The organism is Fibrobacter sp. UWH5, from assembly GCF_900142505.1.
GTDB lineage: Bacteria > Fibrobacterota > Fibrobacteria > Fibrobacterales > Fibrobacteraceae > Fibrobacter.
This window is the reverse complement of record NZ_FRBB01000020.1, coordinates 1-14,588: the sequence shown is the minus strand read 5'-3', so window position 1 is coordinate 14,588 and position 14,588 is coordinate 1. Positions and strand designations below refer to the sequence as shown.

General features: G+C 49.8%; 16 protein-coding genes and 3 tRNA genes. 16 read left to right on the top strand and 3 right to left on the bottom strand.

From position 1 onward, the window contains the following. Window positions 1-129 precede the first annotated feature (129 nt). The 3 genes from BUB38_RS13260 (at window position 130) to BUB38_RS13250 (ending at window position 3,860) form a co-directional block, all read left to right on the top strand. A complete protein-coding gene (locus BUB38_RS13260; protein ID WP_073161218.1) occupies window positions 130-1,449 on the top strand; it encodes an aspartate kinase in 1,320 nt (439 codons plus the stop codon). 725 nt (window positions 1,450-2,174) lie between these two features. Next, complete coding sequence (locus tag BUB38_RS13255) at window positions 2,175-3,083, top strand: hypothetical protein (protein WP_139258455.1); 909 nt, start codon at window positions 2,175-2,177, stop codon at window positions 3,081-3,083. 120 nt (window positions 3,084-3,203) lie between these two features. Beyond that, on the top strand, window positions 3,204-3,860 hold the full coding sequence (locus BUB38_RS13250) for a fibrobacter succinogenes major paralogous domain-containing protein (RefSeq protein WP_083539823.1): 657 nt from the start codon (window positions 3,204-3,206) through the stop codon (window positions 3,858-3,860). A 2-nt stretch (window positions 3,861-3,862) separates the two neighbouring features. Here BUB38_RS13250 and BUB38_RS13245 read toward each other — a convergent pair whose 3' ends face one another. Then, a complete protein-coding gene (locus tag BUB38_RS13245; protein WP_073161216.1) occupies window positions 3,863-4,387 on the bottom strand; it encodes a phospholipase D-like domain-containing protein in 525 nt (174 codons plus the stop codon). A gap of 212 nt (window positions 4,388-4,599) precedes the next feature. Here BUB38_RS13245 and BUB38_RS13240 point away from each other — a divergent pair, with 212 nt between their 5' ends. The 7 genes from BUB38_RS13240 (at window position 4,600) to BUB38_RS13210 (ending at window position 9,463) form a co-directional block, all read left to right on the top strand. Beyond that, complete coding sequence (locus tag BUB38_RS13240; RefSeq protein ID WP_139258454.1) at window positions 4,600-5,118, top strand: hypothetical protein; 519 nt, start codon at window positions 4,600-4,602, stop codon at window positions 5,116-5,118. Between the two features lie 89 nt (window positions 5,119-5,207). Then, entirely contained in the window at window positions 5,208-5,918 is a 711-nt protein-coding gene (locus BUB38_RS13235; RefSeq protein WP_073161214.1) for a fibrobacter succinogenes major paralogous domain-containing protein, read from the top strand. Between the two features lie 116 nt (window positions 5,919-6,034). Next, window positions 6,035-6,838 carry a YggS family pyridoxal phosphate-dependent enzyme gene (locus BUB38_RS13230; RefSeq protein ID WP_073161213.1) on the top strand — a complete coding sequence of 268 codons (804 nt, stop codon included), beginning with the start codon at window positions 6,035-6,037 and terminating at the stop codon, window positions 6,836-6,838. Window positions 6,839-6,844: 6 nt separating this feature from the next. Then, window positions 6,845-7,258, top strand: coding sequence for a hypothetical protein (locus tag BUB38_RS13225; protein ID WP_073161212.1), 414 nt, complete (start codon window positions 6,845-6,847; stop codon window positions 7,256-7,258). After that, window positions 7,177-7,656, top strand: a complete 480-nt coding sequence (locus BUB38_RS13220) for a nuclease-related domain-containing protein (protein WP_083542198.1) — start codon at window positions 7,177-7,179, stop codon at window positions 7,654-7,656. Before BUB38_RS13225 ends, BUB38_RS13220 begins: the two co-directional genes overlap by 82 nt. A gap of 93 nt (window positions 7,657-7,749) precedes the next feature. After that, window positions 7,750-8,310, top strand: a complete 561-nt coding sequence (locus tag BUB38_RS13215) for a LemA family protein (RefSeq protein ID WP_073161210.1) — start codon at window positions 7,750-7,752, stop codon at window positions 8,308-8,310. Between the two features lie 79 nt (window positions 8,311-8,389). Further along, on the top strand, window positions 8,390-9,463 hold the full coding sequence (locus tag BUB38_RS13210; RefSeq protein ID WP_073161209.1) for a M48 family metallopeptidase: 1,074 nt from the start codon (window positions 8,390-8,392) through the stop codon (window positions 9,461-9,463). Window positions 9,464-9,546: 83 nt separating this feature from the next. Here BUB38_RS13210 and BUB38_RS13205 read toward each other — a convergent pair whose 3' ends face one another. Both BUB38_RS13205 and BUB38_RS13200 read right to left on the bottom strand, forming a co-directional pair. Continuing rightward, window positions 9,547-10,881, bottom strand: coding sequence for a replication-associated recombination protein A (locus BUB38_RS13205; RefSeq protein WP_073161208.1), 1,335 nt, complete (start codon window positions 10,879-10,881; stop codon window positions 9,547-9,549). 33 nt (window positions 10,882-10,914) lie between these two features. Next, a complete protein-coding gene (locus BUB38_RS13200) occupies window positions 10,915-11,310 on the bottom strand; it encodes an acyl-CoA thioesterase (RefSeq protein WP_073161207.1) in 396 nt (131 codons plus the stop codon). 1,043 nt (window positions 11,311-12,353) lie between these two features. On the opposite strand from BUB38_RS13200, the gene BUB38_RS13195 reads away from it, so the two are divergent. From BUB38_RS13195 to BUB38_RS13170, 6 genes are all read left to right on the top strand, one after another. Then, the gene (locus tag BUB38_RS13195) at window positions 12,354-13,202 is read left to right on the top strand and encodes a TIGR02147 family protein (protein WP_073161206.1); all 849 of its coding nucleotides are present in this window, start codon (window positions 12,354-12,356) and stop codon (window positions 13,200-13,202) included. A gap of 9 nt (window positions 13,203-13,211) precedes the next feature. Beyond that, window positions 13,212-13,886, top strand: coding sequence for a hypothetical protein (locus BUB38_RS13190; protein WP_073161205.1), 675 nt, complete (start codon window positions 13,212-13,214; stop codon window positions 13,884-13,886). A gap of 298 nt (window positions 13,887-14,184) precedes the next feature. Next, a tRNA-Thr gene (locus BUB38_RS13185) sits at window positions 14,185-14,257 on the top strand. 8 nt (window positions 14,258-14,265) lie between these two features. After that, a tRNA-Tyr gene (locus BUB38_RS13180) sits at window positions 14,266-14,348 on the top strand. A gap of 51 nt (window positions 14,349-14,399) precedes the next feature. Beyond that, window positions 14,400-14,471, top strand: a tRNA-Thr gene (locus BUB38_RS13175). Between the two features lie 22 nt (window positions 14,472-14,493). Further along, window positions 14,494-14,588: GTP-binding protein (locus tag BUB38_RS13170; protein WP_139258098.1), on the top strand; the 95-nt coding region annotated here is incomplete at its 3' end.

Sequence of the window (14,588 nt, the reverse complement as noted above, 5' to 3'; positions counted from 1 at the left end):
GCATCACATAAAGACAAACAAATAGGGCTGGCCAGGTGGGTAGTCTTGAGCGGCATCCCGGGTGGGGTGTGAATCGTGATTGAGCGGTTCTGTTCGAAGGCGAGAGGTCTGGTGGTCCAAAGGATAAAAATGTCTAGAATCGTATGTAAGTTCGGCGGCAGCTCCGTTGCCGACGCTGGTCAGTTCAAGAAAATCAAGAACATCGTTTCCTCCGATGCAAAGCGCAAAGTGGTTGTGGTTTCTGCTCCGGGCAAGCGCAATCCCAAGGAAACCAAGCTGACCGACCTTCTCTACAGCACCTATGATCTGGCTTCCAAGCACCTGGATTTCTCTCAGCCCTGGAACCTGATCCGCAACCGCTATCTCGAAATTTGTTCCGACCTGGGTATCGAACCCAAGGTTGCCGAAGACCTGGACATCCTGGAAAAGCAGCTCCGCGACGACGTTGAATCCATCACCACCGATTACCTGGTGAGCCGCGGTGAATACCTGAGCGCCCGCGTCATGTCCGTCTATCTGGGCGCTGAATTCGTGGATACTTTCCCCATCATCACTTTCGATGAAAAGTACCGCATTCTTCCCTCCAGCTACGAAACCATCGCCAAGGCCCTTTCCGACGAAAACAAGCTCTATGTGCTTCCGGGCTTCTACGGTTCCAACACCCGTGGCGAACTGAAGACCTTCAGCCGCGGCGGCTCCGACATTACCGGCGCAATTCTCGCTCACGCCATCGACGCTGAAAAGTACGAAAACTGGACCGACGTTTCCGGCATGCTGATGGCTGACCCCCGCATCGTTGAAAACCCGCTGCCCATCGAATACGTGTCCTACCGCGAAATCCGCGAACTGGCCTACTCCGGTGCAAGCGTGCTCCACGATGAATCCATCGCTCCTTGCCGCGCCAAGAAGATTCCTATCAATATCCGCAACACCAACCGCCCGGAAGATGCCGGTACCATCATCGGCCCCACTCCGGAATCCACCAAGCTTCCCATCACCGGCGTTGCCGGCCGTAAGGGCTTCTCCATGATCTACATCGAAAAGTCCATGATGAACAAGGAAGTTGGTTTCGGTCGCCGCGTGCTTGCCGTTCTGGAAAGCGAAGGCCTTTCCTACGAACTGTGCCCCAGCGCCATCGACTCCATGAGCATCGTTGTGGATACCAAGAAGCTGGAAGCTGTTGAACACGTGGTCATGGAAGACATCACTCAGCAGATGCATCCGGACCGCATCAAGATCTTCAAGGGCATCAGCCTCATTGCTACCGTTGGCCATGGCATGACCAACAAGATCGGTGTCGCTGCAAAGCTCTTCACCGCCCTTGCAGAAAACAGCGTCAACGTCCGAATCATCGACCAGGGTTCTTCCCAGATCAACATCATCACCGGTGTGGATGAAGATGACATGAACAAGGCCATCAAGGCCATCTACGACGCCTTCACAAAGTAAGGTGAAACCCTCGGGATTGCCGAGGGGGGGGCGCTCGCAGCGTGTCATCCTGAGCGCCAGTGGCGCGAAGGATCTAGCAAAGGCCCCGAGCGTGTCGAAAGTCGCAAAAAAGCCCGCAGTTCAACGCTGCGGGCTTTTTGTATGCCTTTTTTTGGTCGCTGGATGGGAAAATTTGGTCGCTGGATGGGGCTGAAACACGAAATTAGGTTACTAAACGGGTAAAAAACATCTTTTTAGTAACCTGTTTTACAAACAAACTAATTGCGAAAACATGGTTAAGTTAGAAATCAGGTTACTAACTAACCGAAAAATCATGTTTTAGTAACCTTTGGGATATGGGTAATTAAGAAGACGTTCCTTTTTTGAGACTTTCGTTTACGTACAAAGTAATAATCGGGTTACTAGATGCCTTTATATTACTCATTTAGTAACCCATTTTGACAAAAATGTCCTTTTGCATGGCAACAAAATTGGCCGAACCATCAATTATTTGTATATTTGAGGCATAGTTCATAGATCGCCATCCTGCATAAAACCGGAATTTGCCGGCGGACCGCAGAGGCGGTCTTTTTTTATGCCCTAAAAAAGGAGTGCAGATGCAATTTAAAGAATTGATTTCGCCGGATAAGCTGGTGTCTGTTGTTCAGGCAAAAGCGGAAGAGCTACTTGCTGCAATTACCACAATTGATAAGCGTTTGAGGAAATCAATAGAGGGGCGTCTCCGTATGGCCCGTCGCAAAAAATTAGTACATTACTTTCATGTAAAAAGTTCTGCCGATATTGTTGGCGATTATATTCCTCAATCAGATGTGGCGACCATCAAAGCTTTGGCGCAGAAGGATTATGATAAATGCGCTCTCAAGGAACTGCAGCGGGAACTTTTCGTAATTGACAAGTTTCTTAAGGAATATCAGCCGGAGCGTCTCAATGCGGTTTACAGCAATCTTGCTCCAGAACGTCAGCATTTTGTACAGCCAGTGCATCTCCCCGACGAGGAATATGCGGAGCAGTGGCTTGCGGTAAAGTACAGCGGGAAGGGGATGGCTGCTGACGCGCCCCTGCTGGAAACCTCCCGCGGGGAGCGGGTCCGCTCCAAGTCGGAGGTCATCATCGCGGATACCCTCGACCGCCTGAAAATTCCTTACCGCTATGAATTTCCGCACCAGCTGAAAGTCCGCAGAAACAGCTGCGGGCGAGGTGTCGCTGCGGCAATAGACCCTGCTGGCGCCGCATTACGCAACCCGCAGGTCAATCCGTCCGACGACATCCGCATGCAGAGCCGTCAACCCGAAAACTTCTGCAGGCAAGGTGACGGATCTCGCAATCTGCAAGGCAGTCCATCCGAAAACTTCTGCAGGCAAGACAACTCGCGTAAACACGATAGCTCTCGCCGCACTGTAGCGTTCCATCCGGATTTCACCTGCCTCAATCTCCGCACCCGTCGCGAATTCATCTGGGAGCATTTCGGGCGAATGGACGATTCCGAATACATCGCAGAAACTCTGGGAAAATTCGAGACCTACATCGCCAACGGAATCTTCCCCGGCGAAACCCTCATCTTCACCATGGAAAATCAGGAACGCCCGCTGAACCCCGCCACCGTGGAGGCGCTGGCGAGGAAATATTTGCTGTAATGTTTTTGGATCAAACTATGTTGAAAGTAGTCAGCATGTTTTTTTGTAGAAATTATGAAGCGACGATGGAATTTTAGATAAATTTTCTATAATTACCTTGTACAAGTGAAAGGAAATCCTATGAAGAACTTTATTGCAAAGATTGGTGCTGTTCTGCTGGCTCTTGGAACGGTTATGGCCTTGAGTGGCTGCGGCGAAGATTCTGGAACGAATCCTTATGCCGATGCAAAAATGGTTGACTCTCGCGATGGCAAGACCTACAAGACCGTGAAAATCGGTGACAAGGTCTGGATGGCGGAAAACCTGAACTATCAGACCGGCGAAAGCAAGTGTTACGACAACAAACCCGAAAACTGCGACAAGTATGGCCGCCTTTATGTTTGGAGTGAAGCCGTTACCGCTTGCCCCGAGGGCTGGCACCTGCCTAATAAGCAGGAACTTGAAGATTTGAAAATAACGGCCGGTCAAAAGGCTGGTGATATTGACACGGCAGGAACCGTGTTGAAGTCTAGTACTGGCTGGAATTGGAATGAATATGACGGCAAGAGTGGAAACGGTACCGACGGCCTCGGCTTTGGGGTGTTGCCCGCTGGCTACTACTACAGCGACCGCGACTCCTTCTACTTCGAGGGCGACTACGCGCTCTTCTGGTCTTCTTCGGAGTACAATAGTAACGATGCGTACAGCCTGTATTTGTACTACTACGACGAGCGCGCCTACGTGTACAACTACGGTAAGGATCTCGGCTACTCGGTTCGTTGTGTCAAAAATCCCTAACCTTACTTAATCCTATCCCCGCAATATTCTTTTCTGCCGCAGTTCTTGCAGTGGGCGCCCATCCATAGGGTGTCAAATTGGTTGATGGCGGCTTCGACGATTTGCGGGTCGTTGGTGAGAATGCCTGCCTCGAAGTTACGCTTTAATGCGCTTTTCATGCCGATGCCGGCACCTGTCAAGTTGGCACTTCCGATGTAGGCCACTTCCAGATCAAAAATCACCATCTTGAAATGGACGCGGGGGCAAAGCACGCGTTCCAGGTCCGTCGCCAAAATTGGGAATCGGTCGAAGTCCTCGCGAAAATTTGGGCCCGGTTCCTTGGCGTGAATAAGACGCACTCCAACTCCGCGCTTCAAGAGTCCTGCAATCTGCCCCAGCAAAGGAATGGCCTCGCCGTTCTGCTTTACGTACAAGTCCTTGATGTCGGCGGTACCGATCCACAGGGTGTCACGAACTTTTGCGATGCGTTCGATGACTTCGCTGTAATGCTCTTCGTTGGCGATGTACTTGGTGAAAATTTCTGCCATCTTTTCTTTCTCAAAACAGGTAGCTTTTACTATATTGACGTAACACAAAAAATAATTAATAGATCGCTATCCTGCCAGAAACCGGATTTTGCCGGCGGACCGCAGGGGCGGTCTTTTTTGTTTTTAAAACGTTCGCGGATTGCTGAATCGTTCGCGGCTAAAATGGTTGCAGTGGCTGAAACAGAAAAGGTGGTAAAATGAATCGCAAGAAAATGAAAGAAGCTTTGCTCCCTCATCCGGTGCGCTTTGAAAAATTGGAAATGGTCGGCGGCAATTACATTGGAGACCCCACGCTCTTGACTTTGCCCTGGAAACGCGTCGGGGTATTCGCCTCGCGTTCTACGGATCCGGCCATGGGGATACTTCGGGAACAGTGGGCCATGTCCAAGGGGCGCAAGCGCTGTTGCATCATCGGTACATTTCATTCTCCGGGGGAATGTGAGATTCTTTACCATGTGCTGAAATTTGGCGGGTCGGCGGTGTGGCTTATGGGGTGTGCGCTCCCTGCGGAACTGCCCAACTTTTGCAAGGGTGCCATTCGAAAAGGCCGCCTGCTGATGGTCTCCTGTTTTAATCGCGAACATCATTCCTATGCCACGGCCCGCTATTGTGCCCAGCTTGCCGACAGGTATTCAAGCAGTCTTGCCATCTGGTCTATGAAAGAGGGTGGCCTTGTGCAGTCCATTTACAACCGGGCGAAAAATAATGGCAAGAGGGTGGAGGTGTTCTAAAACCCTTGATTTTGACCCGCAGGGTTGGCGGGTTTTTCTATTTATTTGGTTGTCAGATTTATTAACGCAAACTGGAAAAAATGAAACGGATGAAATTTCTTGGGGCCCTTGTGGCGTGCTGTTTTTACGGAGTGCTTTTTTGCGCCATTACTTCTTGCGGCCAGTCCATTACCGATGATCGTGACGGGCAGAGCTACGGCGTGGTGCAAATCGGTTCTCAACTCTGGATGGCTGAGAACTTGAACTTCGCTGGCGACGCGGCTGGCGATGCCTTCGACAAAACTATTGCAGCAGAAAGTTTCTGCCCCGAGGGCGACAATCGCAACTGCAAAAAGTACGGTCGCCTCTACACATGGAATGCGGCGCAGAACGCATGCCCCGCAGGTTGGCGCCTGCCCACCGCCGATGAATTTAACGCCATGTTTCTGGCTGTTGCCGCAACGGATACTCGTGGCGCCGCCATGGCTCAGGCAACCAACATTACAACTGTCGGTAAACTGCTGAAATCCACCAGCGGCTGGTTCAAGAATGGCAATGGTACAGACGCTGTAGGTTTCGCCGCTCTTCCCGCAGGCTACATGGCAGCGGCAGAATCCTCCGATAATCAATCCGATAGCAATCAACCCGCAGTGGGCAAGTTTGACGGCATCGGTGGCTACGCCTATTTCTGGAGCTCCACCCTGGATGCGGTTGAACCCGCCTTCGCCCATTATCTCTTTTTGGATTTCAGCAGCCCTGCCGCCGAAATGAAATCCTTCGACAAGAATTCGGCCCGCTCCGTCCGCTGCGTCAATAACTGATTCTCCTGGCGGATTATTTCGGTGGGCACGTCATTTCGTTGTCGTTTTTTTATTTTTGATAAAAAGGGGCTTGATGTCATAAAGGTCCCGCAAACTGTTTAACAGGAATTTGGAAAATGGAATTCACTCTTGAAGAAATGCGTGGCCAGCTGGCCAAATTAGAAACGAGAATTTCTGCCGCTTGCGAAAAGGCTGGACGTTCCCGTGAATCCGTGCTTCTGGTTTGGGTGAGCAAGTTCCATCCGGCCGAAGCTGTAGAAAACGCAATTGCCCTGGGCGCAAAGGTCTTTGGCGAAAACCGCGTGCAGGAAGCCGAAACCAAGTTCAGCGAACGCCGCGTGGCTCTCGACGGCTCGACCGTGCAGTGCCATGTGATTGGACCTGTGCAGAGCAACAAACTGAAGAAGGCCGCCATCGTTGCCGACTGCATTCACTCCATCGCAAACATGGAAGCCGTTGAAAAGTTGGAGAAGGTTTGTGCTGGTCTCGCCGATGCCGCCCACCCCGAAGGCAAAACTCTGGAAATTCTCTTCCAGGTGAATGCCGGCGAAGAAGAAACCAAGAGCGGTCTGGACGTTGCCAATGCGGATGCTTTCCTGGCAGAACTTGAAAAAGTCGCGGGCGCCTGTGGCCCTGACGGCAAGAGCGAAAAATTCCCCCACCTGAGATTCCGCGGTCTCATGACCATCGGCAAGAACACCGGCGTAGCCGAAGATTCCCGCGAATGTTTCGCCTTCCTCCGCAATCTCCAGCAGAAGTACCTGGCTCGCGGCGGCGTATTCGCTGCATTCGATCAGCTGTCTATGGGCATGACCGGCGACCTGGAAGTCGCCATTGAAGAAGGCTCCACCATGATCCGCGTAGGCACAGCCCTCTTCGGCGAACGCGACTACAGCAAGCCCGTTAACGATCCTGTGTAATTAGAAATGTATTTTGTGTTAATTGCGATAGTTGTTTTTGGCGTCCTGTTGTTGCTTGTCTCTCCAAAACAAGAAAAACGAGAGCGGGTTAAACGACGTGATTTCGTTCAACGACAAAAATTCCAAAAAACGAAAATACGATACAATCCACCACATAAAGATTTTTCGCAGACAAAACCTTTTGATGAGAAGGCGTTTTGGAAATCCCAAAATGTCAAATATCGAAATGAGAAAGAGGCTTTTATCGATCCAAAGAATGCCGAAAAAATTGATGCCAGTCTTGCAGATGACAAACATGGAAAAATGTTTATGTTTCGACTCATTCGGGATTCACTGAAATTGATACTGTTCTTCTGCATGAGACTGGAATCTATGTTTTTGAAACGAAAAATATTTCTGGAGCCATTTCTGGTAGCATAGAACAGAAGCAGTGGAGTCAGATTGTCAATAGTCGTGCTTCCCATTCCTTCTATAATCCTGTGTTGCAGAATATGGGACATATGCGAGCTCTTTTGCATAAATTGCATGTAAGGCTTGAGAAAACTCCGATTTATTCTTTTATTGTCTTTAGTGATCGCTGTACATTACGTCTTGCCCCTGTAAGTGGAACTTTTGGACGGGGTGATGATTGCTGGCGTTTGCTGCATTTGAGTGAGTTGAAAGGTGTTCTTAAGGAGTCTATGATGAAACGGCCTTCTATTTATCATTCAAGGCAACTTGAAACTTGGTGGAAAGAACTGCAATCTTGTGTAAATGTTGATGAATCTGTAAAAAAATCGCATGCAGAGTCTATTCAAAGGCTGCATCATCACAATTAATGAACTATAAAAAGTTAGCGGATTTTATTCCCGCTTTTTTCATATTCAAACTTTTTTATATACATTTGTAAAAAAGCTATCAAGGAGAATTTTATGGCAATCGCACTCGCCGCCGTTGGCGTTATCGTTGTTCTGGTCATCATCGTGGCTGGCATTTACAACGGCCTGGTCAAACTTCGCAACAACCGCGAAAACGCATTTGCAAATATCGACGTCCAGCTGAAGCAGCGCTACGATCTGGTGCCCCAGCTGGTATCTTCCGTCAAGGGTTATGCCTCCCACGAAAAGGAAACTCTGGAAAAGGTCATCGCCGCCCGTAATTCCGCCATGAGCGCCTCCACCATCGACGAAAAGGTTGCCGCCGACAAGGCCATGTCCGGTGCCCTCGCCGGCCTCAAGGTCACATTGGAAGCTTACCCGGAACTGAAGGCCAACACTAACTTCCTGCAGCTCCAGAACGAACTTTCCGACATCGAGAACAAGCTGGCCGCAGCCCGTCGCTTCTTCAATTCCGCCACCAAGGAATTCAACAACGCCTGCGAAGTTTTCCCCAACAATATTTTCGCTGGCATGTTCGGCTTCCGCCGCGCCGCCATGTACGAAGTTACCGAAAGTCGCGATACCCTGAACAAGGCTCCCGAAGTCAAATTCTAGCGACACGCTTTGAGTTTTGAGCTACGAGAAAATTTTACTACTCATTGCTCACAGCTCGCTACTCACGGCTCATGGCTCTATGAAATACGTTGGAATGCAAACCCAGATCTGGCGGAACAACAGGAACACCGTCATCCTGTTGTTTATGTACCCTATTATCATTTTTGCCATGTTCTGGGCCTTTGTCTTTGTGATGGACTATTTCGGGGTGTTCTGCAGTTTTACGCCTGACGCCCTCATCAGCGGATCGCCCATAACCACCATTGGCGATGTCTGCCGCGAAAATCCCATGTCCTATGGCACCCGCTGGCCTGTGGTGTGGTTCTGCTTCTTAAAGGCTCTGCCTGCGGTGGCGATCGTTGTCACCACCTGGTTTGCCCTGGCCTACAGCAGTAACGTTTCCATCATCCGCCGCATTACCCGCGCCCGCCCCCTGGAACGCAAGGAAAACGTCCGCGTCTACAACATCGTCGAAAACCTCTGCATTGCGGGCGGTATCGAAATGCCGCAAATCAACATTGTGGAAGACCCCGGCCTGAACGCGTTCGCCAGCGGCATCGACGTAAAGACATTCACCATCACCCTGACCACCGGCATCGTTGAAAAGCTGAACGACGAGGAACTATCCGCCGTCGTGGCCCACGAACTGACCCACATCAAAAACCGTGACACCCGACTGATGGTGGTGTGCATTGTCTTTGTGGGCATGGTTTCGCTGATGCAGACCGTCTTTATCGAAATCCTCAAGGGCATGGTCCGCGGCTCCAGGCGTTCCCGTGGCCGAAGGAAGGGCGATGGCGGAGCCATAATCATCATCTTCTTTGCGCTGGTAGGCGTGGTCATTACCTCGATCGCCTATTTCTTCAGCTTCATCAACCGCCTGGCCATTTCCCGCAAGCGCGAATACGTGGCCGACGCCGGTGCGGCGGAACTCTGCGGCGACCCACTGGCCTTGGCAAGCGCCCTCCGCAAAATCTCCGAGACCCCGGGCCTTGTGAACGTCCAGCGAAACGACGTGGCCCAGCTCTACATCATCCATCCCGAAGAAGAGGAAGACAACGGCGTTTTCCGAAGCATCGCCAAGAAGGTGGATTCCATTTTCTGGACCCATCCCGACACCCCCGAACGAATCCAGATCCTGGAACAGTTCTGATTATGGGTGGACATAGGGCAGGTCCCGCTAACTATAAAAAATGCCACGGTTAAAACCGCGGCATTTTGAATATAAAGGGTTCGTTATTTTTCGCCGGCAGGAACGTCTTTTTCGCCGCTGGCAGGTTCGTCGGGCTTTCCGTTCTTCTGCTTCTTGATGGCCTTCAGCTGTTCCAGGCGTTCCGCAAAAAGTTTTTCCTTTCCGATCTGCTTGGGCTTGTAAAGTTCCAGACCTTCCAGCTGCTTTGGCAGATGTTCCTGGGCCGAGTAGCCGCCGGGGGAGTCGTGGTCGTATTCATAACCGTTGCCATATCCCAGCTGTTTTCCCACGCGGGTCACGGAGTTTCGGAATGCCCGCGGAACAGGTAACGTTCCCGTCTGGCGAATTACGTCATCCGCCGCAAAGCCTGCCACTTCGAGACTGTTGCTCTTGGGTGCCAGCGCCAGGTAGACTGCCAGTTCGTCCAATGCGATAAGGCCTTCGGGATTTCCCAGAAAGTCAAACGCTTCCCGCGCACTGGTTGCCAACAGCAAGGCGTTAGGATCTGCAAGGCCCACGTCTTCCATGCTCATGCGGATCATTCTGCGCAACAGGTACCGCGGATCCTCGCCACCCTGCAGCATTCGGTGCAGCCAGTAGATGGCCGCATCCGGGTCGCTTCCGCGAATGGACTTGTGCAGTGCAGAAATCAGGTTGTAATGTTCCTCGCCGCTCTTGTCGTAACGCAAGGGCTTCTTGTACTGGAATTCCTCCAGCAACTTTTCGTCGATCACCTTGCGGTCGCCCAGGTTTCCGCCAATCCATTCCAGCTGATTCAGCAGGAATCGGGCGTCCCCTTCGGACTGGGCGATCAACTTGTCGACCACCGCCTCGTCCACTTCCACATTTTTCAGCTGGAGTCCTCGAGGATGGTCGCGAAGGGCGCTAAAAATCAGGGTGCGCAAGTCTTCCTTGCTCAGGGGCGCAAAAAGAATCAGCTGGCAGCGGCTAAGCAAGGCGCCGTTCACTTCAAATCCCGGATTTTCCGTGGTGGCGCCTATGAGCGTCACGGTGCCGTCTTCCACGGCGCCCAGCAATGCGTCCTGCTGGCCCTTGTTAAAGCGGTGAATTTCGTCGATGAACAGAATCGTGTCACTGAACATGGCCTTCAACTTCTTGGCTTCTGTCAGCACATCCTTTACTTCCTTCACTCCGCTAGAAACTGCGGAAAGGGCGATAAAGCGCTTGCGGGTCTGTTGCTGGATCACGTGGGCGAGGCTAGTCTTGCCGCAACCCGGCGGCCCCCAGAAAATCATACTGGGAACCTTGTCATTTTCGAGACTCTTGCGCAGCAAACTCTGCTCGCCAAGAATCTTGTTCTGGCCCAGGAATTCATCCAGGTTCTGCGGGCGTAAACGTTCGGCTAAGGGCTGGTCCATCTAAAATGTTTCCTGCGGAATAATCCAGGATGTTTATTCAAAAAGTTTGACGAAGGATTCCGGCATATCCCTAGTAGGGCGCCCGTCTTTCAGAAGGCAGTGGACCGTAAAGCCGGTGGTACACAGCTTATTGTTCACGAACAGCTTGTAGTCCAGTCTAAAACGCAGCTTGTCCACCTGGACCGCAGAGGTCTCGATCTCTACGAATTCACCGTAGTGGGTGGCACTCTTGTACTGCACGCCCAGTTCCAGCACGGGGCAGGCGAAACCCTGCTTTTCCATTTCGGCATAGTCGGCGCCGCGGTCCCTAAAGAACTGGGTGCGGGCCTGCTCGAACCATACCGCATAAACGGAATGGTGTACGATACCCATCTGGTCGGTTTCGGCGTAACGGACTTCGATCCGTGTGCGTTCCTGGCTGCTTTCCATAAAAACCTCTAATTTACTGCACAAAATGTAACTACGTTGCCGGACTCTGTCAAGCCGGAACACACGGCCAGGCCAAAATTGCGTAGTCGCTGTTTAAAGTCGCTATTTCCGCTGCGATTTTTGACCGAGCGAAGTCAAGCCAGGTTGTATTTCTGAATGTTGACTGTTTAGCTGCAACTAGAAGGCTGCGGTGCTAAAGCCGAATACAGACTAAAAATGACGATTGCATAGTAAGTATGTTCGCTAAAATTGTTTTTGACCATCTAGCATGATTCTAAAAGGTCATTTTGAGACTCCTTAAACAGGCGCATTTGAGCCTTGCATTCGGTCTTTAAATGTTTTGCCGCTTTCCTAAAAGACAAAAAGGTAAAACCGCCGCTGATGGGAATTCCTAAAAAGGGAATCGCATGGCACGCAATAGATGCAAGTTTACCCTTAGCCAAAGCCTGTAAGGTAACTCGAATTTTCTGATTCGTCCATCAAGTCAGGGAAACCGTAAATGTAGGCGATCTTTTGTGAAAGTATCAAAACTTGTGCAAAATACTGACTCATATCTGTCGCAGCCAAGCCCAATGCTAAATAAGGATTTGACGGTGCTCCAGACGCGGCGGACAATGCAGTCACTGCGAGAGTATGATTTTTTATGGCCGCATCAGCAATTGTATCCAGAATTTTTTCATTAACCAGATCATACGGTTTCAGTTCACGAATGGGCCAGGAATTTTTAGTGCTAATTCAAATGACTTTTCAAATAAAGTCAGTCCCATGGAGGTTGATTTTTTTCTTCTACAGATTCTGATTCTGATGAATTGGATGCTTCATTCAAATCTTCATTGTCTTGGTCTTTCATTTCACAAACTCGTATATACAGTTTAGCTCGCCTTATCTATTAATTTGACAATTTTAATATACTGAACGTTAATGTATGCAAAATCACCTTTTTTTATTGGTTCATTAGAGCCAATAAAAGTCCTGGTAGACGAAAAATTTTTTTGTATTCTAACATATTGACTTTTGGAATACAAGATGTTATATTGTATTCCATGAATTCAATTATAGAATACAAAAACTATCGCATATATATCCAGGCGTATTATGAAGAACGTAAGGCGCTGGGTTTTACTTGGCGTGATTTCGCAGCCCAGTCGGGGTTCAGTTCGCCTGTTTTTTTAAAGTATGTGAGCGAAGGGAAAAAGAACTTAAGCCCCGTTGCGGTGGAACGCGTGGCTAACGCCATGTCGTTGACTGGGTTTGAACTGGTTTACTTCAGGGCCATGGTCCGCTATGATCAGGCTAAGAATGATTCTGAAAAACAGTCCGCCTTTGCTGACATGGAGGCCGTGGCTGATGCGAACAAGACGCGAATCATGGGCATTGATGAATTCACGTATTTCAATTCCTGGAAATACCCCGTCATTCGTGAATTGGCTGTCGCTATGCCTGGCGCCAGTTTGCAGGATATTGCGGATGCCTGCTGCAGGCCGATTTCTTTGACGGAAGTATCGGACGCGTTGGAATTTTTGACGAATGCTAGACTTTTGAAAAAAGACAAAAATGGAAGATACAGGCTTGCTGAAAAGATCCTTTCTTCGGGTTCTGCCGACTTTGTTCCTCTGGCCGTTCGGAACATGCACAAACAGATGGGCACCTTTGCCTTGGAATCCATTGAGAATGTCCCTCAGGACGAACGCAAGTTTACGGGACTTACCATGGGAGTTTCGGAAGAAGATTACGGGCGAATTGTTGCTGAACTTGCGGAATGCAGGCGTCGCATCATGTCTATCGTTTCTTCAGGTAAGAACGTGGATCGGGTTTACCGCTTGAATATGCAGCTGTTTCCCATGTCGCAAAAGTTGAAAAAGAATAATGAAGATTTCACTGAAAAAGGTTAGGAGGATCCTATGAAAAAAATAACCAAGTTGTCGTTGGTCGCTTTTGCTGCCATGAACGTGTTTACCGCATGCTCTTCTGATAAATCCGCTGGTGTAACGGAGGAAGCTGATGGTAGATTTGATTCCTTGAATGCAAACACTCTTTTGGCGTGGAGCGCTTCTGCAAAACAATACCGAGTGGCGGTTTCTGGCGCGGAGCAGTCGGGTTCCGCGGGGGTCTGGCGTTATTTTGAAGAAGCTGGCGAGGGCGGTGTCGCTGAAATTTCGTGGCCCGTATCTCTTGGTTCCACGGAAGAAACGCTGCTAAATCCGGTTATCGATCATTGCCAGGGAATCTGTGGCAAATTCCGCTTGAAAACGGACTCCTCAGGGGAAAAACCGCGCGTTGGGATTGGGTTTAGTATAGAAGGCCTGAATTTTTCTTCGCAAGATGAAGTGCAAACGAAGCTCTGTGTAGAGTATTCATCCTCGGCGGCGTTGAAGATTGTTACTGATTTCGGTGATGACGTTGGGTTCGCTCTCAAGCTTCGCGCGTCTGAAGAAATGCGGGAAGGGTGCTCTGTTTATAGCCGTATGAATGGTAGCGTGGCAGAGTCGATCTACTTTGTGTTTGAAAGCGATAAGGATTTGGAGGGCTCCTTCAACATTAGCAAGATTAATTGGGTGAAGGAGGTCCTTCAGTAAAGATCGATTTCGCTTTTGCGGTGGTACTCAATTAAAATCGAAATGGTTAGGAGGGGGTGGTCCTATTGAAAAATAGGGCCACTTCTTTTTTTTATGCCGGAGTGAAGGTGTCGTCTAACTCCTTTATTGACAGGGAAATAGCGTATTCACAGTTTATTAACAATCTTTTCGCTGCTTTTTTTGAAATTTTCATGAAAAAATTAATTTTTTTTAGAAAAATGCGCGTTTTTCGTTGACAAGTGTCAATATTCTTGTTAAATTTGGCTCACTCTAACATCCCTAGTACGGATGAAAGAATGCCAAAGTAGCTCAGCTGGTAGAGCAGCTGATTTGTAATCAGCCGGTCGTAGGTTCGATTCCTATCTTTGGCTCGACATATGGGTCGTTGCCCGAGTGGTTAAAGGGGACGGACTGTAAATCCGTTGGCTTACGCCTACCGTGGTTCGAAACCACGACGGCCCACTATGAAAAAGATAGCCGCATGGAGCATGGATTGTTCCATGCGGCTTGTATGCCCAGGTAGCTCAGTGGTAGAGCACTTCCTTGGTAAGGAAGAGGTCTCGGGTCCGACTCCCGATCTGGGCTCTCACTAAATGGAGATAGAATCATGGCAAAAGAACATTTTGACAGAAGTAAGCCGCACTGCAACATCGGCACCATCGGCCACGTTGACCACGGTAAGACCACTCTGACCGCTGCTAT

What these genes read in the sequence shown, in the direction of transcription:
- BUB38_RS13210 (WP_073161209.1), top strand. Translation starts at nt 8,390, where the DNA reads ATGAAATACGTTGGAATGCAAACCCAGATCTGGCGGAACAACAGGAAC.
- BUB38_RS13255 (WP_139258455.1), top strand. Translation starts at nt 2,175, where the DNA reads ATGGCCCGTCGCAAAAAATTAGTACATTACTTTCATGTAAAAAGTTCT.
- BUB38_RS13235 (WP_073161214.1), top strand. Translation starts at nt 5,208, where the DNA reads ATGAAATTTCTTGGGGCCCTTGTGGCGTGCTGTTTTTACGGAGTGCTT.
- BUB38_RS13225 (WP_073161212.1), top strand. Translation starts at nt 6,845, where the DNA reads ATGTATTTTGTGTTAATTGCGATAGTTGTTTTTGGCGTCCTGTTGTTG.
- BUB38_RS13245 (WP_073161216.1), bottom strand. Translation starts at nt 4,387, where the DNA reads ATGGCAGAAATTTTCACCAAGTACATCGCCAACGAAGAGCATTACAGC.
- BUB38_RS13200 (WP_073161207.1), bottom strand. Translation starts at nt 11,310, where the DNA reads ATGGAAAGCAGCCAGGAACGCACACGGATCGAAGTCCGTTACGCCGAA.
- BUB38_RS13260 (WP_073161218.1), top strand. Translation starts at nt 130, where the DNA reads ATGTCTAGAATCGTATGTAAGTTCGGCGGCAGCTCCGTTGCCGACGCT.
- BUB38_RS13250 (WP_083539823.1), top strand. Translation starts at nt 3,204, where the DNA reads ATGAAGAACTTTATTGCAAAGATTGGTGCTGTTCTGCTGGCTCTTGGA.
- BUB38_RS13190 (WP_073161205.1), top strand. Translation starts at nt 13,212, where the DNA reads ATGAAAAAAATAACCAAGTTGTCGTTGGTCGCTTTTGCTGCCATGAAC.
- BUB38_RS13195 (WP_073161206.1), top strand. Translation starts at nt 12,354, where the DNA reads ATGAATTCAATTATAGAATACAAAAACTATCGCATATATATCCAGGCG.
- BUB38_RS13230 (WP_073161213.1), top strand. Translation starts at nt 6,035, where the DNA reads ATGGAATTCACTCTTGAAGAAATGCGTGGCCAGCTGGCCAAATTAGAA.
- BUB38_RS13215 (WP_073161210.1), top strand. Translation starts at nt 7,750, where the DNA reads ATGGCAATCGCACTCGCCGCCGTTGGCGTTATCGTTGTTCTGGTCATC.
- BUB38_RS13205 (WP_073161208.1), bottom strand. Translation starts at nt 10,881, where the DNA reads ATGGACCAGCCCTTAGCCGAACGTTTACGCCCGCAGAACCTGGATGAA.
- BUB38_RS13240 (WP_139258454.1), top strand. Translation starts at nt 4,600, where the DNA reads ATGAAAGAAGCTTTGCTCCCTCATCCGGTGCGCTTTGAAAAATTGGAA.